Annotated in this window: 21 protein-coding genes and 1 pseudogene; 2 read left to right on the top strand and 20 right to left on the bottom strand. The window is 33.2% G+C overall.

The window, feature by feature from the left end:
- Positions 1–268: 268 nt before the first annotated feature.
- On the top strand, positions 269–1660 hold the full coding sequence (locus tag AOB58_RS02000) for a glycine--tRNA ligase (protein WP_002507483.1): 1392 nt from the start codon (positions 269–271) through the stop codon (positions 1658–1660).
- Positions 1661–1862: 202 nt separating this feature from the next.
- Here AOB58_RS02000 and recO read toward each other — a convergent pair whose 3' ends face one another.
- The 18 genes and pseudogenes from recO to lepA all read right to left on the bottom strand — a co-directional run bounded on the left by recO (position 1863) and on the right by lepA (position 18810).
- Entirely contained in the window at positions 1863–2621 is a 759-nt protein-coding gene (gene recO, locus AOB58_RS01995; RefSeq protein ID WP_021339265.1) for a DNA repair protein RecO, read from the bottom strand.
- Positions 2622–2642: 21 nt separating this feature from the next.
- Positions 2643–3542 (bottom strand): GTPase Era, encoded by a 900-nt coding sequence (gene era, locus AOB58_RS01990; RefSeq protein ID WP_002507481.1) that lies wholly within the window; start codon positions 3540–3542, stop codon positions 2643–2645.
- On the bottom strand, positions 3542–3946 hold the full coding sequence (gene cdd, locus AOB58_RS01985; RefSeq protein ID WP_021339266.1) for a cytidine deaminase: 405 nt from the start codon (positions 3944–3946) through the stop codon (positions 3542–3544). Before cdd ends, era begins: the two co-directional genes overlap by 1 nt.
- Before the next feature lie 112 nt (positions 3947–4058).
- Entirely contained in the window at positions 4059–4394 is a 336-nt protein-coding gene (locus AOB58_RS01980) for a diacylglycerol kinase family protein (RefSeq protein ID WP_021339267.1), read from the bottom strand.
- A gap of 8 nt (positions 4395–4402) precedes the next feature.
- Positions 4403–4864: an rRNA maturation RNase YbeY gene (ybeY, locus tag AOB58_RS01975; protein ID WP_021339268.1), complete on the bottom strand. Its 462-nt coding sequence runs from the start codon at positions 4862–4864 to the stop codon at positions 4403–4405.
- Positions 4865–5812, bottom strand: a complete 948-nt coding sequence (locus AOB58_RS01970) for a PhoH family protein (RefSeq protein ID WP_002507477.1) — start codon at positions 5810–5812, stop codon at positions 4865–4867. It abuts the gene before it with no gap.
- A 356-nt stretch (positions 5813–6168) separates the two neighbouring features.
- Positions 6169–6840: a hypothetical protein gene (locus tag AOB58_RS01965; protein ID WP_064782884.1), complete on the bottom strand. Its 672-nt coding sequence runs from the start codon at positions 6838–6840 to the stop codon at positions 6169–6171.
- Positions 6841–6854: 14 nt separating this feature from the next.
- Positions 6855–7838, bottom strand: a complete 984-nt coding sequence (gene floA, locus AOB58_RS01960) for a flotillin-like protein FloA (RefSeq protein WP_002507475.1) — start codon at positions 7836–7838, stop codon at positions 6855–6857.
- 12 nt (positions 7839–7850) lie between these two features.
- A complete protein-coding gene (locus AOB58_RS01955) occupies positions 7851–8561 on the bottom strand; it encodes an NfeD family protein (protein WP_002507474.1) in 711 nt (236 codons plus the stop codon).
- A 243-nt stretch (positions 8562–8804) separates the two neighbouring features.
- Positions 8805–8975 carry a 30S ribosomal protein S21 gene (rpsU, locus tag AOB58_RS01950; protein WP_002507473.1) on the bottom strand — a complete coding sequence of 57 codons (171 nt, stop codon included), beginning with the start codon at positions 8973–8975 and terminating at the stop codon, positions 8805–8807.
- Positions 8976–9163: 188 nt separating this feature from the next.
- A pseudogene (locus AOB58_RS01945) lies at positions 9164–9915 on the bottom strand (16S rRNA (uracil(1498)-N(3))-methyltransferase).
- Positions 9916–9917: 2 nt separating this feature from the next.
- The gene (prmA, locus tag AOB58_RS01940) at positions 9918–10856 is read right to left on the bottom strand and encodes a 50S ribosomal protein L11 methyltransferase (protein WP_064782883.1); all 939 of its coding nucleotides are present in this window, start codon (positions 10854–10856) and stop codon (positions 9918–9920) included.
- 3 nt (positions 10857–10859) lie between these two features.
- Entirely contained in the window at positions 10860–11996 is a 1137-nt protein-coding gene (dnaJ, locus tag AOB58_RS01935) for a molecular chaperone DnaJ (protein WP_002507470.1), read from the bottom strand.
- A 146-nt stretch (positions 11997–12142) separates the two neighbouring features.
- Positions 12143–13987, bottom strand: coding sequence for a molecular chaperone DnaK (dnaK, locus tag AOB58_RS01930; RefSeq protein WP_064782882.1), 1845 nt, complete (start codon positions 13985–13987; stop codon positions 12143–12145).
- 55 nt (positions 13988–14042) lie between these two features.
- Positions 14043–14657, bottom strand: coding sequence for a nucleotide exchange factor GrpE (gene grpE / locus AOB58_RS01925; RefSeq protein ID WP_021339273.1), 615 nt, complete (start codon positions 14655–14657; stop codon positions 14043–14045).
- 26 nt (positions 14658–14683) lie between these two features.
- A complete protein-coding gene (gene hrcA / locus AOB58_RS01920; protein ID WP_021339274.1) occupies positions 14684–15664 on the bottom strand; it encodes a heat-inducible transcriptional repressor HrcA in 981 nt (326 codons plus the stop codon).
- Between the two features lie 99 nt (positions 15665–15763).
- Entirely contained in the window at positions 15764–16888 is a 1125-nt protein-coding gene (hemW, locus tag AOB58_RS01915; protein WP_064782881.1) for a radical SAM family heme chaperone HemW, read from the bottom strand.
- Positions 16889–16986: 98 nt separating this feature from the next.
- Complete coding sequence (gene lepA / locus AOB58_RS01910; RefSeq protein ID WP_021339276.1) at positions 16987–18810, bottom strand: translation elongation factor 4; 1824 nt, start codon at positions 18808–18810, stop codon at positions 16987–16989.
- Between the two features lie 321 nt (positions 18811–19131).
- On the opposite strand from lepA, the gene rpsT reads away from it, so the two are divergent.
- Entirely contained in the window at positions 19132–19383 is a 252-nt protein-coding gene (gene rpsT / locus AOB58_RS01905) for a 30S ribosomal protein S20 (RefSeq protein ID WP_002507464.1), read from the top strand.
- Positions 19384–19540: 157 nt separating this feature from the next.
- Here rpsT and holA read toward each other — a convergent pair whose 3' ends face one another.
- Positions 19541–20515 (bottom strand): DNA polymerase III subunit delta, encoded by a 975-nt coding sequence (gene holA, locus AOB58_RS01900; protein ID WP_002507463.1) that lies wholly within the window; start codon positions 20513–20515, stop codon positions 19541–19543.
- Between the two features lie 72 nt (positions 20516–20587).
- Positions 20588–21019 carry a ComEC/Rec2 family competence protein gene (locus AOB58_RS13715; RefSeq protein ID WP_233640457.1) on the bottom strand — a complete coding sequence of 144 codons (432 nt, stop codon included), beginning with the start codon at positions 21017–21019 and terminating at the stop codon, positions 20588–20590.
- Positions 21020–21072: the final 53 nt, after the last annotated feature.

The following is a 21072-nucleotide window of genomic DNA, read 5'->3' as shown; positions in this document are numbered from 1 at the left end:
TAATAAACGCACAATACATTAATATTGAAATTAAAGCGAGTTGGGGATAGTGAAAGCCTAACAAGAACTATTGGCCACAACTAAATGATAGACAAAAGCGAGTGTACACACTAAGTTGGGTGGAACCGCGGGTTATCAAGAATAATTTAAATAAGCACGTATTTTTTATATGTGATTAAAATCATTAACTCGTCCCAAGACAATGATTAAGTTTTTTTGGCTTTTTCTTTGTCTTGGGGCGTTTTTATGTTAAAAAGGAGAGTTTTTTATGACAAAAGATATGGAAACAATTGTCTCATTAGCGAAACATAGAGGTTTCGTATTCCCTGGTAGCGATATTTATGGTGGTTTATCAAATACATGGGATTACGGTCCACTTGGTGTAGAATTAAAAAATAATATTAAAAAAGCTTGGTGGCAAAAATTCATTACTCAATCACCCTATAACGTTGGTATTGATGCAGCTATTTTAATGAATCCAAAAACTTGGGAAGCTTCAGGTCACTTAGGTAACTTTAATGATCCTATGATTGATAACAAAGACAGCAAGATTCGTTATCGTGCTGACAAAATTATTGAAGATCACATGGCAAATGTTAAAGGCGATGAAAACTTTGTAGCTGATGGCTTAAGTTTTGACGAAATGAAACGCATTATCGATGAAGAAGGTATTGTTTGTTCTGTAAGTGGTACAGCCAATTGGACTGATATTCGTCAATTTAACTTAATGTTCAAAACGTTCCAAGGTGTAACAGAAAGTTCTACAAATGAAATTTTCCTACGTCCAGAAACTGCACAAGGTATTTTCGTTAACTATAAAAATGTACAACGTACAATGCGTAAGAAATTACCATTTGGTATTGGCCAAGTTGGTAAATCATTCCGTAACGAAATCACACCTGGTAACTTCATTTTCAGAACACGTGAATTTGAACAAATGGAATTAGAATTCTTCTGTAAGCCTGGTGAAGAAATTGAATGGTATAACTACTGGAAAACATTTGCAAGTCAATGGTTAAAAGATTTAAACTTAAGCGAAGAAGCTACACGTTTACGTGATCATGACGCAGATGAATTATCTCACTATTCTAATGCTACAACAGATATTGAATATCGTTTCCCATTTGGTTGGGGTGAATTATGGGGAATTGCAAGTCGTACAGACTTCGACTTGAAACAACACAGTGAACATTCAGGTGAAGATTTCCAATACCACGATCAAGAATCAGGCGAAAAATATATTCCATATTGTATCGAACCTTCATTAGGTGCTGACCGTGTCACATTAGCTTTCTTATGTGATGCATACAACGAGGAAGGCGTTGAAGGAAGTAAAGATTCTAGAACTGTACTACACTTCCACCCTGCTCTAGCGCCATATAAAGCGGCTATCTTACCTTTAAGCAAAAAATTATCTGGCGAAGCTATCAAAATATTTGAAGAACTAAGTGCTAACTTTGCAATAGATTTCGACGAATCACAATCTATTGGTAAACGTTACCGTCGTCAAGATGAAATCGGCACACCTTATTGTATTACATTTGACTTTGATTCATTAGAAGATCAACAAGTTACAGTACGTGACCGTGATTCAATGGAACAAGTACGTATGCCAATTTCAGAACTAGAAGCATTTTTAACTGAAAAAGTAAAATTCTAATCTATTAATAAAATATACATCTACGATTTAACAAATAACTAATAAATGATAAGGCTGAGACAAAATACATGTCTCAGCCTTAATTATTAAAACTGAAATAATCCATGTTATTAATATAAAAAGAGTGCACCTTGAATTTAAAATCCAAGATGCACTCTTTTTTGAAATATACATTATTCTATTACCCTATTACCTCAAATCATTAAAGATTACTATCTAACCTATGTAGTTGGTTAATTAACTTTTGACTTTTAAAAAACATACCTGCATATTCACTATATAACATAATCATTAACTCTGACATTTCATCTACCACATCATCATGAATACTCAAAGAACTCATTTGACTAATTGGCAATTTTTGCAATATATCCAATAGATAAAGCGTTTTATTCATTAAAATGAGTGCATGTGGATCTTGATGTCTCACATTCGCAGAAATAGCACCATCAAATTTAAAACTATAGCCAATTAAACGAGATTGATCGTCATTATCTGTGATTACACATTTATCAAAAATTGCATTAAAGCCAAACTTTGTCATACATTTCAATAAAACAACGACTGACATGAGTTGGGCAGATACACCGTCTTTAATTTTCGACAATACAAAATGTAATAAATCATAACTATATTGAGAAATTTCATCACTTTCAATCGAGCGGTCAATTGTTTCAGCACTTAAACTCGCAAAACTACTTTCATAAATGTCTAAACGAAGGTTGTAATTTTGGTCTATTACATCCACAGAACTCAGTGTTCCCATACCCTTCCATTTAGAATAAATAAATAAGCCATACACAAATAATTGTGTATTAGCTTGTAAACCACTTTTGCTTTTTTTAGCTCTTCGAACCATAAGCGGCACTTTTGCACCATGTTCATTTAAAATTGTGATAATTTTATCGGATTCGCCATAATCAACCGTTTTAATAATAATACCTTTTTGCTTGATTAACACATTAGCTCACCGACTCCCAAATTAATCTCTATCTTCTAAATAACCCATTTGACGAATAAAGTTAACTTTATTTCGCCAATCTTTTTGGACTTTTACCCAAAGTTCTAGGTAAACTTTAGATCCTAGTAACATTTCGATATCTTGACGCGCACGTTTACCAACTTCTTTAAGCTTTTTACCGCCTTTGCCAATAACAATACCTTTTTGTGAATCTCGTTCAACAAATATTGTTGCTTCAATTCGAACTCTGTCTTCATCTTCTTTAACCATGCGATCTACATTTACACCAATAGCATGAGGGATTTCTTCACTCGTTAAATGTAAAATCTTTTCACGAATTAACTCGCCTACAACAAATTGTTCTGGGTGATCAGAGATTTGGTCGTCTGGATAGTATTTCGGTCCTTCTGGTAGATAAGATTTTATTACATTTATAAAATGATCTACATTTAAGCCTTCCAATGCTGAAATCGGTACAATTTCAGTGAAATCCATATATTTTTTGTATTTTTCAATTCTTGGCATAAGTTCATCTGGGTGTACTAAATCAATTTTATTTAATACTAAAAAGACAGGTGTTTTAATTGTTTTAAGCATATCCATAATATACTCATCACCACGACCTATATCTTCATTTACATTTACCATGAACATAATAGCATCTATTTCAGATAACGTGTTCGTAGCGACACGCATCATATAGTCGCCTAATTTATGTTTCGGTTTATGAATACCAGGTGTATCTAAGAAAATGATTTGAGCATCTTCTTGTGTCATAACGCCTTGAATTTTGTTTCTTGTCGTTTGTGCTTTATCAGACATAATAGCTATCTTATGTCCGATTACACGGTTAACAAATGTAGATTTCCCAACATTGGGTCTACCTATAATTGATATAAATCCTGATTTATGTCCTGTCATTAATTTAAATCCTTTCCAGAAAATCCTAATGGTAATAAGTCATTTACGGTTGATTCTATCATATCGCCCTTATGATTAGTCATATATACTGGCATATCATCATCGCATAGTTCTTTTAACACCTGACGACATTCGCCACAGGGTGAAGATGGCGCATCTGCATCAACAGTAACTGTAATTGATTCAAAATCACCTGGTTTATAACCATCTGATATTGCAGCAACCAAACTTGATCTCTCTGCACAAATAGCCATTGAGTATGCTGCGTTTTCAACATTTGCTCCATGATAAACTTTACCGTCTTTCGTTCTTAAATATGCACCAACTTTAAAATTACTATATGGTGAATATGAATTGGCTTGAGCATTTCTTACTTCTTTAAAATAGTGTGGTTGATAAGCCATAGTTAACACGCTCCTATTCAATATTAAGTGTTATTAAAAAAATCCACTTTATTATCTGTTTAATTACTTTGTTCTTTAAGTATAAACAAATTCTATAAAATTGCACTACAATTTAGAACACATATGGTAAAAAAACCACGAGTCCAATTGCAAATGCTGTAATAGAAGCTAGCACAACACTAAAAGCAGCGATATCTTTAGCCTTTTTGGCTAATATATGATATTCACCTGTAACTAAATCAACCACATATTCTACTGCTGTATTGATAGCTTCAAAAGCAAGTACAATACCTATCGCTATAATAATAAAAAGCCATTCTAATTGACTAATACCAAAAACAACACCACAAATAACAGTGGCAAGTCCTAATAAAAGATGCATTAAAAATTTGCTGTCTTTATTTAGTAATACTAACATACCTTGAAAAGCGTATTTAAAACGTTTCATGACTACCTCTAATCTCTTGTTAAACCATAAGCATTTAGAATTTGATCTTGTCGTCCAAACATTTCTTTTTCGTCTTGTTCATCTATATGATCATAACCTAATAAATGTAAGAAACCATGGAGCGCAAGGAAGCCTAATTCTCTTTCAAAAGAATGACCATAAGAATCAGCTTGTTCCTGAGCTACGTCAGTACAAATAATAATGTCGCCTAATACTCTTGGCATATCAAGTCCAATAATTTCTGGTTCATCTTCTTCTAAAGCAAATGATATAACATCTGTTACTTTATCTTTATCGCGATACATTTTATTAATTTCTTGTATTTCAGTTTTATCTACAAAAGTTACAGATAACTCCGCATCGCTATCAATTTGTTCTTGTTCTTTTGCAAAAGTGAGGAGTTTGTCAATCTGAGTTAACCATTCACTTTTAACTATCTCAGTATGATCACTAAAGTCTATTGTAAACATTTACTCTTCTCCTTCATAACGGTCAATAATTTTACTTACTAATGGGTGACGGACAACATCACTTTGATCCAGATAATGCACACTTAAGCCTTTAACTTCTTTTAACTTTTTAACAGCTTCTTTAAGACCACTTTTAACTCCTTTTGGTAAGTCTACTTGAGTTTGGTCTCCAGTAACTACCATTTTCGAATCAAAACCTAGTCGAGTTAAGAACATTTTCATTTGTGCTTGTGTAGTATTTTGTGCTTCATCTAAAATAACAAAAGCATCATCTAATGTTCTACCGCGCATATAAGCTAGAGGCGCAATTTCTATGATACCTCTTTCTATAAAGCGAGCTGTTTGTTCTCTTCCTAGAACAGTATTTAAACCGTCATACAGAGGTCTTAAGTATGGATCTACCTTTTCCTTTAAATCTCCTGGCAAGAAGCCTAGTGACTCTCCTGCTTCCACTGCAGGTCTTGTTAGCACAATACGCTTAACATTGCCTTTTCTTAACTGTTTCGCAGCATACACAACAGCTAAGAAGGTTTTACCAGTACCAGCTGGCCCTACGCCAAATACTAAATCATTATGATACATAGCATTTACATACATACGTTGACCCATTGTTTTTGCACGGATGGTCTTTCCGTATGCATCTTTAGTTATTTCTTCATCATATAAATCTAATAAGTATTGAATCGTACCATTATTTGCCATTTTCACTGCTGCTTCAACATCTTTTGAAGAGATTGAAATACCTTGTTGAATGACTTTCAAAAGGTTAATGAGTACTGATTCTGCTTTTTTAACATGCTCTACTTGCTCTCCTTTTACGGAGATTTCTTGACCTCGAGCATGTACAATGACATCAAACCCTTCCTCAACTAATTTAAGGTGTTCATCGTTATTTCCAATGAGCGCTTGAGCTTCATTGATGTCATCTATTTGAATAATTCCAGGCATATAGGTGCTCCTTTACAAATATATTCGTTTCATCTTATTTTATCCTATTAGATTTTAACTTACAAAAATTATTATCGTTCATTAAATTATTTTAAGCATTTAACAAATCAATCATATAATGATGATTACACCATCATTATATCACGAATTAACTATATATTATTTCAAAGTGTATTAAATAGAAGCTCATTTATCAAATTTTACATGATGTTTACATTCTTATTAGTCGTAAACTATTAGTTAAATTTATTATGGTTATTTATTCATTGAAATTATTGCAAAAGAAACACAAAAACGCCTTACAGAGTCATTATATATCGACTCCATAAGGCGTTTAATTCATAGACTATACTGTGCTATAATCTTTTGGGTCTTTCTAATACTTCTGACCAAATAATACCATTTACAACTTCATCTTCTGCAAACCTGTATTTTTCATTACCAACTGGACTCTGAATTGCCTGTGCGTCCATTAACTGTTTTAAACGGAAACGTTTTGTTCTCTCAGATAAATATTTATCTGAAATAATAGCACGTGCTCTTCTTTCAGTTCTCTTCAGTTTTTTCTCGTTTTCACGATCTATTTCTGTACGCACATCTTGTAACTCGCCCATTAAATCTGCTTCAAGTTCTTTCTGCAGTTTATCCTCTTCTTGCTCTTGCGAACGTTTTAATTTTTCTGCTTCAGTCTCGTTGTCTGTACGCATTGTTCGAGTCGATTGTTGAGGATTAGGCGATTCCATTTTTTCAGCTCTAGTTTCAACTGGTCTTGCAGGTTCTGTAGTTTTTTGCGGTTGCTGTTCAATATCTTTCCTCGTTGGTCCTTCATTCATTTGTTGTTCTATTTCTTTGAATGCTTTACCAATTTCATCTAGGAAACCGCCTCTTTTAGGTTGCTCACCATTTCGGTTAGGTTGATTTTTTATTGGTGGTTTTTGGTTTTTTCTATCTTTATGGCTATTATCGCTAATAGCGCTGACTATTGTAACAATCACAGATATTACAAAGATAATAATAGCTATATTCATTTAATCACCCCTAATTAATTTTCCGGTGATTCATCATCTTTTTGGTTCGTACGTTCATTGATTGAATTTCTCATACCTGTATCTGCTTCAACATTCTTAAGATTATAATAATCCTTAACGCCTAAGTTACCAGAACGTAAAGCTTCTGCCATAGCAAGTGGAACTTCTGCTTCTGCTTCAACAACTTTAGAACGCATTTCTTGAACTTTAGCTTTCATTTCTTGTTCTTGAGCTACAGCCATTGCTCTACGTTCTTCTGCTTTAGCTTGTGCAATGTTTTTGTCAGCAAGCGCTTGTTCAGTTTGTAAGTCTGCACCAATGTTTTTGCTAATATCAACGTCAGCAATATCGATTGATAAGATTTCAAACGCTGTACCAGAATCTAAACCTTTGCTAAGTACTGTTTTAGAAATATTATCTGGATTTTCTAGAACTTGTGTATGGTGTTCACTAGAACCAATTGTTGAAACGATACCTTCACCAACACGTGCAATAATTGTTTCTTCACCAGCACCACCTACTAAACGAGCGATGTTAGCACGAACAGTAATACGTGCTTTAGCTTTTACTTCGATACCGTTCATCGCAACACCTGCGATAAATGGAGTTTCTATTACTTTAGGATTAACAGACATTTGAACAGCTTCTAATACATCACGGCCAGCTAAATCAATAGCTGCGCCACGTTCAAATGGTAAGTTGATGTCCGCTCTTTGTGCTGCAATGTTAGCATCAACTACACGGTCAACGTTTCCTCCTGCTAAGTAATGTGATTCAAGTTGGTTTGTTGTTAAATTCAAACCAGCTTTATGTGCCTTAATTAATGGTGAGATAACTTTTCGTGGTGAAACTCTACGAAGTCTCATACCAACTAATGTACCAATACCTACTTTAACACCAGCAGCTATTGCTGAAATCCATAATCCGACTGGAACAAATGAAAATAGTAATAATAAAGCTATTACTACTATGACGACGATAACAACTAATCCGATCATACTTTCTCTCCTTTATGATTCGTTTTCTCTAACAACAACTCTAGTACCTTCAACTTCTAAAATGGTTACTGCTTTATTTCGCAAAATAAATGATCCATCAGAAACTGCGTCGATACGTTCATTGTTGAGTGTAATGATTCCTGCTGGTCTTAAATCTGTTAACGTAGTAGCAGTAAGACCAACTAAATGAGAGCGATCTTCATGTGAAGTGTAGCCTGCCTCTGCATTTGTAGAATCCTTCAAAACTACTTTATCTAAAAACGGTATCTTACGTTTGAAAATTTTCACTAGTATCACCCACTCTATGATTGATAATATCAATGCTACAACTACACTAGCAATCATATAAATTAAATTGTCACCTAAAGTAATAATACTAAAAATTATTAGCCCCATACCGATAATACCGATAATCGCACCAACAACAAAAAGTTCTATTATTACCAATATGACACCGATTCCAAATAAGATGATTGAATACAAGTTGACATCGCCTTTTACAAAAAACCCTAAAAAGAGTATTAATAAGGCTAATGTGGCAACGATACCCACAATATTTATCTTATTAGAGTATAATTGATATAAAAATCCTAGGAAGATAATACAAGTTAAAATTAAAGCTCCAAACGGACTGACGATAACGCTTGCAACATTATCAATCCAATTTCCTTGTTCAACAAAGTTGACTGAAAATATTGTATGTATACTACTCGAAGGAATCACTCTATCACCTCGCTCTCAACTTGATTATACATGAAATGAATGTATGATTATAGCGTTTATAGCATAAATGTTAATTATATTAATTTTTTCAAATCATGAACCTGAATTTATAAAAAAATAATAGCCTTAGCTGTTGAACAACTAAGACTATTACTATTTATAATTAATGTTGGTGTTGAGGGAGTCAACGACACAATTAATTATTAGAATATTCGTTTACGTGCAAGCTACTGTTAGTAAATACTATTTACGTTTACGCGCAGCTTCTGATTTTTTCTTACGTTTAACACTAGGTTTTTCGTAATATTCACGCTTACGAACTTCTTGAATTGTACCGCTTTTAGAAACTGTACGTTTGAAACGACGTAACGCATCTTCAAGTGATTCATTACTCTTAACTGTTGTTTTAGACATGTGTATTTCCCTCCCTCCAAATATCAACGAAACTTTATTATCATTTCATGGTTATGACCATGTATTAATCAGTATAATATATCTGATTAAAGTGGTCAATTAGTAAAATTTACATTTTTTTAATTTAAAGCATAAATTTGTACTGAAATGTAGACATCGTATAATTTAATACATGATAATTTTTAATGTTAATCTAATAAATCTTTTTCAAAACTTACAGCACTTAATACATAAAGTGGTGCAGTTTCTGCTCTTAAAATCCTTGGCCCTAGACCAATTTGATACGCCTTACCATCGAACAATGCCACTTCATCTTCTGATAAACCACCTTCTGGCCCAAATATAACTAATACATGGTCACCAGATTTCATTTCACGAACTACAGACTTAAAATTGTGTGTTTCACCAGTTTTCGCAGCATTTTCATAAGCGATGAGTACATAATCGTATTCATCGATATAATCATAAACTACTTTTAAACTCGCTTCATAAGTTATGGATGGTATTGCTAAACGATAGCTTTGTTCAGCTGCTTCTTTAATAATCTTTTGCCAGCGCTCTAATTTTTATCAATCTTACTATCATTTAATTTAACCACTGAACGTTTCATACCAGCAGCTATGAAATGATTTGCGCCTAACTCTGTCGATTTTTGGAGCATCCACTCATATTTATCAGCTTTAATTAAACCACTACAAATCGTAATATGTTGAGGTAATTCAGTATCAATATCAATTTTTTCTACTAATGAAAGTTCAATACCTTCAGTAGCTATATCGATAATTTCACACTTATAAACATTCTGATCCACAAATGTAATAATTATTTTTTCACCAGTTTGATGACGCATCACATTGGATATATGATGTATGTCACCTTTATCAGTAATGAAAAAACGCTGATTTACATCAGCGTTTTGGTCAATAAAGTATCTTTGCATTGTTATTCGCTCACTTTCTGTCCAACGATACAAACCCAACTGTTATCGTGATTAATAGAAACAATTTCAAAACCACTACGCTTCATATGATTTACAATAGATTCATGTTTTTCTTCTATAATACCAGAAGTTATAAAATAACCATCTTTATTTAAAACGTTATAAGCATCTTCGATCATTTCTTCAATAATATGAGCTAAAATATTGGCGACAACAACATCAAATTTTTCAGTTTCCTCTGTTAGTAAATTTCCAGGAACTGCTTCAATTGCCTTATCACAATGATTTTTCATAAAATTTTCTTTAGCAACTTTCACTGCCATTTCATCAACGTCTAATGCTTTAATACGTTTAACACCTAAAAGATGTGCAGCAATACTTAATATCCCTGAACCTGTACCAACATCTATAACTGAATCACTCGGCTCCACATAAGTTTCAATTGCTTTTAAACACATGCTCGTTGTAGGATGATCGCCTGTACCGAATGCCATACCTGGGTCCAATTCTATGCACAATTCACTATCATCTTCTTTTTGATATGTTTCCCAACTAGGGACTATCGTAAATTGTTTTGATGCACGAAATGGATGAAAATAATTTTTCCATTCATTTTCCCAATCTTGTTCTTGAAGCATTTGCTCTTCGTAGTTAAAACTAGAGTTATCTAGAGATTCAACTTGCGAAATTTCATTTAAAAGCGCTTTTCTAAACGTTTCAGTATATTTCAGTTCATTGAAATACGCTTTAAGCCTGACCCCTTGCTTAGGATAATCATTAGCATTAAGCGCATATAGCTCGCCATATTTATCCTCAAAGTCGTGATTTAAGTCATGAGAGTCCTCTATAACGACACCATTTGAACCAAAATCTTCCAATATATTAGTAATTATAGGCATTGCTTCATGATTAGCGATGATTGATATCTCGGTCCAATTCATATTCTAATCTCCTTTAAAGAATCTTTTAGCTTTGTCTCTAAAATTTGATGCTTGTTCAGAAATTTCTTCACCATCAATTTCGGCAAATTCTCTTAATAATTCTTTTTGTCGATCACTCATTTTACTTGGTGTTACGACATTTATATTGATAAATAAGTCGCCATAGCCGTAGCCATGAACATTCTTAATTCCTTTTTCTTTTAGACGGAATTGTTTTCCAGTTTGCGTACCTGCTGGAATTGTTAACATCACGCTACTATTAAGCGTCGGCACTTTAACCTCGTCACCTAGTGATGCTTGAGCGATACTAATATCAAGTGAATAATAAATATCATCGCCATCTCTTTCAAATTTTTCTGAAGGTTTGACTCTAAATACAATATACAAATCACCTTGAGGGCCACCATTTTCTCCAGGAGCACCTTCACCAGCTAATCTAATTTGTTGTTCATTATCTACACCTTCAGGGATTGTCACACTGATTTTAACATTTTTATTCTCAGTACCTTTACCTTTACATGTTGGACATGGTTCTTCAAACTCTTGGCCAGAACCACTACATACTGGACAAACTTTTTCAGTTCTAACTCTACCAAGTATTGTATTTTGTTCTACAGACACATGTCCAGCACCACTACAGTATTGACAAGTTTTCTTTTTAGTTCCTGGTTTAGCACCTGCACCATCACAAGTGTGACAAGACACATCTTTACGGATCGAAATTTCTTTTTCACTACCGAAAACAGCTTCATCAAACGTAACTGTCATCGTATACTGTAAGTCATCGCCCTTTCTTGGAGCGTTAGGATCACGTTGTTGACGTCCGCCACCAAAGAATGAACTGAATATATCTTCGAAACCGCCGCCACCAAAGCCACTAAAGTCTTGGCCACCGAATCCTTGGCCGCCAAAGCCACCTTGAGGACCATCATGTCCAAATTGGTCATAATTTGCGCGTTTATTTTCATCACTTAATGTTTCATAGGCTTCAGAGATTTCTTTAAACTTCTCATCAGAACCTTCTTCTTGATTAATATCTGGGTGATACTTCTTTGATAATTTACGATAAGCCTTTTTAATTTCATCTTTAGAAGCGCCTTTGCTGACACCTAAGACTTCATAATAATCTTTTTTGGCCACTAATATCTCTCCTTTTACAGTTTTATTAAATCATTTTAAAAAAAGGAAAAAGTCAAAGCCAATGTTCAATTGACTTTGACTTAATTTGGCTAAGCAATTGTGTCATATTTTTCTATTAATAACAATTAATTAGTCAATGACTATACTTATTTTTGGTTGTCTTGGTTGTCGTCGTCTTTTACTTCTTTGAAATCAGCATCTTCAACATCACTATCTTGAGAAGCATTTGCTTCTTCACCTTGTGCTTGTTGTTGAGCTTGAGCAGCTTGTTCGTATACTTTTGTTGATAAGTCTTGAACTACTTTTTCTAATTCTTCTTTTTTAGCTTTGATATCTTCAATATCTTCGCCTTCAAGTGCTGATTTTAATGCTTCTTTTTTCTCTTCAGCATTTTGTTTGTCTTCTTCGCTGATGTTTTCACCTAAATCAGTGATCGTTTTTTCAACTTGGAATACTAAGCTGTCTGCTTCGTTTCTTGTATCACTTTCTTCGCGACGTTTTTGGTCAGCGTCAGCGTTTTCTTCAGCATCTTTAACCATACGATCGATTTCATCATCTGATAGTGAAGAGCTAGATTGGATTGTGATATTTTGCTCTTTATTTGTTCCTAAGTCCTTAGCAGTAACGTTTACAATACCATTTTTATCGATATCGAAAGTAACTTCGATTTGAGGTACGCCACGTGGAGCTGCTGGAATATCAGTTAATTGGAATCTACCAAGTGTTTTATTGTCTGATGCCATTGGACGTTCACCTTGTAACACGTGAATATCAACTGCTGGTTGGTTATCTGCTGCTGTTGAGTATACTTGTGATTTAGATGTTGGGATTGTCGTATTTCTTTCGATAAGTGTGTTCATACGTCCACCCATGATTTCAATACCTAATGATAATGGTGTAACGTCTAATAATACTACGTCTTTAACATCACCAGTGATTACGCCACCTTGGATTGCTGCACCCATAGCAACAACTTCATCAGGGTTAACGCCTTTATTAGGTTCTTTACCTACTTCTTTTTTAACAGCTTCTTGAACTGCTGGGATTCTTGTAGAACCACCAACTAAGATAACTTCATCAATGTCTGAACTTGATAAACCTGCATCGCTCATTGCTTGGCGAGTTGGTACCATTGTTCTTCTGATTAAATCATCAGCCAATTCTTCAAATTTAGCACGAGTTAAATTAATTTCTAAGTGTAATGGACCATTTTCTCCAGCTGAAATAAATGGTAGTGAAATTTGAGTTTGAGAAACGCCAGATAAATCTTTTTTAGCTTTTTCAGCAGCGTCTTTAAGACGTTGTAAAGCCATTTTATCTTTTGATAAATCTACGCCGTTTTCTTTTTTGAATTCAGAAACTAAATAGTTAATGATTACTTCATCAAAGTCATCTCCGCCTAGTTTGTTGTCACCTGCAGTAGAAAGCACTTCGAATACGCCGTCACCTAATTCAAGGATTGAAACGTCAAATGTACCGCCACCTAAGTCAAAAACTAATACTTTTTCTTCTTGTTCTGTTTTGTCTAAACCGTATGCTAAAGCTGCTGCAGTTGGTTCGTTAATAATACGTTCTACTTCTAACCCAGCGATTTTACCAGCATCTTTAGTTGCTTGACGTTCACTGTCGTTGAAATATGCAGGAACAGTAATAACTGCCTTTTCTACTTTTTCACCAAGATAATCTTCAGCTGTACTTTTAAGGTTTTGTAATACCATTGCTGAGATTTCTTGAGGTGTGTATGATTTACCTTCAACATCAACTTTGTAATTCGTACCCATGTGACGTTTAATTGATTGGATTGTATTAGGGTTTGTGATTGCTTGACGTTTAGCAACTTCACCTACTTGAGTTTCATCATTTTTAAATGCAACTACTGATGGTGTAGTTCTTGCACCTTCAGGGTTTTGAATTACTTTTGGCTCATCGCCTTCTAAAATTGAAACACATGAATTTGTTGTACCTAAGTCAATACCTATTACTTTACTCATAAATAATTTCCTCCTGTTTGTTTGTATAAATTGGTGTTTTCATCAATATTAAAACCTATTGATTTACTTTAACCATTGAAGGTCTTAATACACGTTCTTTTAGTTTATAACCTTTTTGTAGCTCTTGAGTGATTTCGCCTGATTCAAAATCAGGGTTATCATCTTGAACTACAGCTTGATGAACGTTCGGGTCAAATTGATGACCTTCAGTTTCAATTAATTCTAAACCATTTTCTTTTAATGCATTAATTAAGCTTTCATGAATCATTTCCACACCTTTTTTAAGTGATTGGAATTGTTCATTTTCGCCTTCAATTTGTAGCGCACGCTCAATGTTATCTATTGTTGGTAAAATATCATTAAGCACATCTTGCGCTTTATATGCTTTCATTGTTTGATTTTCTTTTTGGATTCTACGCTTGTAATTTTCAAACTCTGCGTATAATCTTAAATACTTTTCTTCATTTTCTTGAACATCTTGTTTTAATTGTTGAATTTCTTCATCTTTAGGATCCACATCTTCAGTAGTTTCTTGTGAATCGTCCTCCTGCAGATTATCTTGTGATGCATCTGTAGTTTCATCAGTATTTACAGCAGATGTATTTTGCTCGTTATCTGTTACATCTTCATTTGCTTCTTGATCAAATACTGATTCATTTTTTTCTGTCATTTTCCGCCCTCCAATACAATACTTAATTACCAAATCGTATTTAGTAATCGTATTACGTTCTGATAATTCATTGCTGTTGGTCCGATAACCGCAATTTGCCCTTTTAATCTATCGTCAATGTGATACTGACTTGTGACGATAGAAATACCACTCAAACTTGATTCTATTTCATGTCCAATTTTGACGTTTATTGTCGAATTAGACATATCATCAAGTAATTGTGTAATTTTATTCGATTCTATATATTGCAAAATAGGTTGAATCGATGACACGTTCGTTTCATTCAACGCATCAATTAGTTTAACCTTTCCGCCCATAAAAATGCCATTACTTTGATTATCAAAATGAATCTCGATTGTACTTAGCATATCTTTGATAAAATGCTTCTCTAATTCAGAATTAACAAAAGCATCTAACTCATTTTCAAAACGATGATGATTCCATTCATCATATTTAGCAGTAACAAAATTCGAAATTTTTGTTAGTTCGTCATTAGATAACGGAACATCGGATGCTAAATGCAGATGTTCTACATGACCGGATGTGAACACGACTACCATTATAACCAAATAGGCATTTGCTCGAATCAAATGAATGTTATTAATTATATCTTTTTTGTGATTTGGACGCATTACCAACGTTGTATATTGAGATGCAATTGAAAGTTCATTTGCAAATTCGCTCAGTGCTGAGGAAATGTCATAATGATTATCAACTAGTAAATCACTCAAACGTTGAATTTTTGTTTGCTGTTGATGAGATGTTTGTTGCAATAATTGATTCACATAATATCTGATGCCTGACTGTGATGGTGATCGCCCTGATGAAGTATGTGTCTTCTCAATCAATTCAAGGTCTTCGAGATGCTTCATCTCGTTTCGAATAGTTGCAGGACTAAAATTCAATTTGTGTCGTTCAATCAGCGTTTTTGAACCAATTGGATGACCTAAATCAACATAATCTTCAACAATTGCATTAAGTATGCTCAATTGTCTATCGCTAATCATGTTTTCACCTCATTAGCACTCTTTTGTTCCAAGTGCTAATTATAATTTATCAAATTGGTCAAAGTAAGTCAATGTTAAAGCATTCAATTTTAATTTTTTTTATACATTTAATAAAAATGCTTCAAAGACAATATTTCCAATGACTTTTCCACGTTCAGTCATCGTGATATGTCCGTTTTGCTCAATTAAAAGTTCACGTTGAATTAAGTCTTCTATAGTTTGACCATAGACTTCTTCTAATGTTTTTCCAAATTTCTGTGAAAACTTGTCTTTATCCACACCTATATTCATCCGTAAGCCTAAAAACATTTCTTCTTCCATTTGCTCTGTTTCGGTAGGAAATGTTGAATCTAATAAGGGGCGTTCATTGTTTTGTACTTTTTTAATGTAATGGTTTACTGGATTTACATTATTATAGCGCTCTCCATTTACATAACCACTTGCGCCAGCACCAAAGCCATAATAGCCTTCATTTTTCCAATACACTTTATTGTGTTCGGATTCATGTCCAACTTTACCAAAATTAGATATTTCATATTGATGCATCTCTGATTGTTCCATTCTTTCTAGTAGATATTCGTACATTTCTTCACCAATATCTTCATTAGGAACTTTCAATTGGCCTTTTCTATACATATTATAAAATTTTGTTTTGGGTTCTAATATCAAACCGTAACTCGATATATGATCAATATCCATCGACAAAGCCTTTTCTAGACTATCTTGAAAATCTTCTAGAGTTTGGTTCGGTAAATGATACATTAAATCTAAACTAATAGATGGAATGCCAACTTGACGAGCATTAGCAACCGATTGATAAATATCTTCTGTTTTGTGTGTTCTACCGAGTATGTCTAATAATTCTGGTTTAAATGTTTGAACACCCATAGACAACCTATTAACACCATAATCTTTAAGCAATTGAACTTTTTCAATTGTTAATTCATCGGGGTTTGCTTCAAAGCTAAATTCTCCTTTTATTTCAAAAGTATCTGTAATAGCTACTAATAATTTTTCGAGTTGTTGATAATCAAGTGCTGTAGGCGTACCGCCGCCAACAAAAACTGTTTCTAATTTTCTGACTTCACTTTGCTGCATTTCAGTGATTAAACAATCTAAATACGTATCAACTGGTTGGTTTTGTATAAAGTACTTGTTGAAATCACAATACGTACAAATCCTCACGCAAAAAGGAATATGGATATAAGCACTTTTCACTTCCATATTGCGTTCACCTACTTTCATTTTTTGAAGATGTGAGAACACAACAAAAAACTGGGGCATAAATCGAATGGATTTAAGGCCCCAATGTTTAATTTATATTAATCTTCATCCATCTTAAGAACTGCTAGGAATGCATCTTGAGGAATCTCAACGTTACCTACAGATTTCATTTTAGCTTTTCCGGCTTTTTGTTTTTCTAATAATTTTTTCTTACGGCTGATATCTCCGCCGTAACATTTAGACAATACGTTTTTACCCATCGATTTAATATTTGTACGTGCAACAATCTTTTGGCCAACTGCTGCTTGAACAGGGACCTCAAATTGTTGTCTTGGAATTAGTGTTTTTAATTTTTCAACTAACATTTTGCCACGGTCATATGCGAATTCTTTATGTACTATAAAGCTTAAAGCATCTACTTTTTCGCCATTTAGCAATATGTCCATTTTTACTAAGTCACTTTCTTTGTTATCAATAAATTCATAATCAAAAGAAGCATAACCTTTAGTATTAGATTTAAGTTGGTCGAAGAAATCAAAAACCACTTCTGATAATGGAATTTCGTAAATAATATTTACGCGAATATCATCCATGTATTCCATATTTACAAATTGTCCACGTTTACTCTGACATAATTCCATTACAGCACCAACATAATCATTAGGTACCATCATAGTAGCTCTAACAAATGGTTCATAAATCGTATCAATTTTATCTCTTTCAGGCATATTAGCTGGATTATCAACAGTAACTTCTTCGCCTGTTTTCATAATACATTGATAGATTACTGACGGTGCTGTTGCAATAAGTGCAATACCAAATTCACGTTCAATACGTTCTTGAATAATTTCCATATGAAGCATACCTAAGAAACCAGTACGATAACCAAAGCCTAATGCTTGTGATGATTCAGGTTCGAATTCTAATGAGGCATCATTTAATTGTAATTTTTCTAATGCCTCACGCAAGTCATTGTAATCTTTGTTATCTATAGGGAATAAACCACAGAATACCATCGGGTTCATTTTTTTATAACCTTGTAGTGCTTGTTCTGCAGGACGTCTGACATGCGTGATTGTATCACCAACACGTGAGTCGTCAACATTTTTAATACTAGCTATAATGTACCCTACATCACCAACAGTAAGTTCTTCTACAGCTAATTGTTTTGGCGTATTAATACCAACTTCAGTAACTTCGAAATCCTTACCTGTAGCCATCATTTTAATGCGGTCTCCAGGTTTAACCGTACCTTCCACAACTCTTATAGATGAAATAACGCCTCTATAAGGATCATACTCAGAATCAAAGATAAGTGCTTTCAACGGTGCTTCAGGATCGCCTTGTGGTGGAGGAACAACTTCAACAATTTTTTCGAGTATATCTTCTATACCAATATTAGATTTTGCACTTGCTAGCACAACCTCGTCTTTATCGATACCGATGACATCTTCTAATTCCTGCTTCACACGTTCTGGCTCTGCTGCAGGTAAATCTATCTTGTTAATTACAGGCAATAACTCCAATTCGTTATCTAGAGCTAAGTAAACGTTAGCTAATGTTTGTGCTTCAATTCCTTGCGCTGCATCAACTACTAAGATTGCTCCTTCACAAGCAGCTAATGATCTAGACACTTCGTATGTAAAATCTACGTGTCCAGGTGTGTCAATAAGATGGAATGTGTATATTTCACCATCTTTAGCTTCATACTTTAAGCGAACAGCATTTAATTTAATTGTAATACCACGTTCTTGTTCTAAATCCATGGAATCTAGCAATTGCGCGTGCATATCTCTCGATTCAACTGATTTCGTGTTTTCTAAAATCCTATCAGCTAACGTAGATTTACCATGGTCTATATGTGCGATAATAGAAAAGTTTCTAATATTTTCGCGTTTATTGAAACGGTCTTGTTTATCCATGTATTATCCTTCTCACTTTCATAATTCTAGCCCGTAAATATGTATGACATTCTTTGATATAATAACGTTTTTAGTAGGTAATTGCAAATTTACTACGATTTTTTACTATTTTCCGTAAATAATTGATATACTTGATATTGTATTCTACTTTGCATTATAGAGTGAATGTTCTTCTTTTCCAAATAGTATTGTACCATTTTCATCGATTCTATGCGCCTGCGATAAATAAATGATTGCAGAAAGGCGCTCATTTTGATAAAATATTTCTTGTTGTAATCAAATTCATTTTGATAGCGAAATCATTATTAGGAGGTGACACACATGCCAAACATCAAATCTGCAATTAAACGTGTTAATACAAACCGTACTGCTGAAGAGCGTAACATTTCACAAAAAAATGAAATGCGTACAGCAGTTAAAAGAGCACACACAGCAATTGAATCAAATGCTGACAACAAAGCTGACTTAGTAAACTTCGCTTTGAAAAAAGTAGATAAAGCTGCTCAACGCAACTTAATCCACTCAAACAAAGCTGATCGTATCAAATCTTCACTTATGACAGCTGCTAAATAATAAAAAAGCTCAAGCCATGGCTTGAACTTTTTATTTGCGTAAATAAATATACGAATAACAAAGAAGTCTGAGCCACTGTGGCTTCAGGCTTTTTTGTATTATTAAAGAATTTAAACTTGTATTAACTTTCAAATAATATTAGCTCAAACATTTAAAATTAAAGTGATAGAATAAATAATTCTAATATTAAATGTTTATCCATATAAGAAGATTTTAATTTATAGTCTGTCTCCGCACAATTATCAATAATATTCAATAAACCTTCTAATTGATAATGTCTTGCCTGATTTAATGCTAATTTCACTCTATAAGGGTGTACATTTATTGTTTTTGCAATTTGTTGTCCACTATAACCCTTTTGACTCAATATTTTACTTTGATAAAATAAACGATAATTACTCGTAATAAGTGCTAATAATTTAATAGGTTCTTCCTTCATTGCAATTAAATCTTTTACTAATCGTATTGCTTTGGCCTTATTATTTTTTTGGATGTATTCTGTCAGTAAAAACACATTCTGTTCAAGACTCCTGTTTACAATTTGTTGGACATCTTGTTTGTTTATCGTTGGTCTATCTCCTAGAAAAAGAATCAATTTTTCAATTTCTTGCTTTACTATATTGAAATTAATACCAGTTAATTCTATAAATAAATCTAAAGCATCTTGTTTTATATCTTTATAATTTCCATGCAATTCATTTTTAATCCAATTTTTAATTTCATCTTCAGACATTTGTTCAATTTTTTTTAATTGAGCATGCTTCTTCAGAGACTTCACTAATTTTTTTCGTTCATCAAGTTTAGAATGATAAACTTCGAAGACAATCATGCTCTCACCATCGTATTTTTCTATAAATTCCATGAGTTGATCTATATTATGATTTACATCTTTAGGCGCTTTTTCACCAGTAAATACATATGCATTTTGAACTAATACTGCCTTTTTATCTGAGAAAAATGGCATCGTTAAAGCTTCTTCTATAATTGGCGATAAATCGCTTTCATATAGGTTGTATTTAACAAAATTGAAATCATCTTTTGGAGTATCTAAATATTTTTCAATTACTTCTGTAGATTTCTTTTCAATTAATTCAGGCACTTCTCCGTATATTGTAATTATATTATTGCTCATATGTAGCACCCTTTCATCACTATTACACATTTAATCATTATATCATGCAGTGCTTTATCTCTCTACATAAAATCATTGTTTCAGATTAGCACTAAGTTCAAAATTAGGATTTAATGTAATAGAAATTTCTCCATTTTCACTTGTTTGTAGAACTTGAGAATTAATGCTTTTTAAGCATTCTACTATTTCTTTGTTGGGTAATTTATATCTATTATTTCGACCAACAGAAATCAGACTTATTTTCGGCTGAAGTGTATCTATAAAAGATGCGCTAGAACTTGTTTTACTACCATGGTGTCCTACTTTTAAAATATCAATATTTTCAAGGTGATACTTATTTAACAATAACTGTTCGTTATTTTTTGAAGCATCACCCATAAGTAAAATCTTGAATTTATCATATTCAATTAATGTAATAATTGATTGTTCATTTAGATCATTCGATGTTGTAATTGTGGCATCTAATAATTTAATTTTCGCTTTGTTAAGTGAAAAACTTTGCATTGATTTAAAGTCCAATAATTTTATGTTATAGCTTTTGCATATATTAACTAATG

The sequence above is a fragment of the Staphylococcus sp. AntiMn-1 genome (assembly GCF_001663395.1).
Taxonomy (GTDB): domain Bacteria; phylum Bacillota; class Bacilli; order Staphylococcales; family Staphylococcaceae; genus Staphylococcus; species Staphylococcus equorum.
This window is presented reverse-complemented; position numbering and strand designations above follow the sequence as displayed.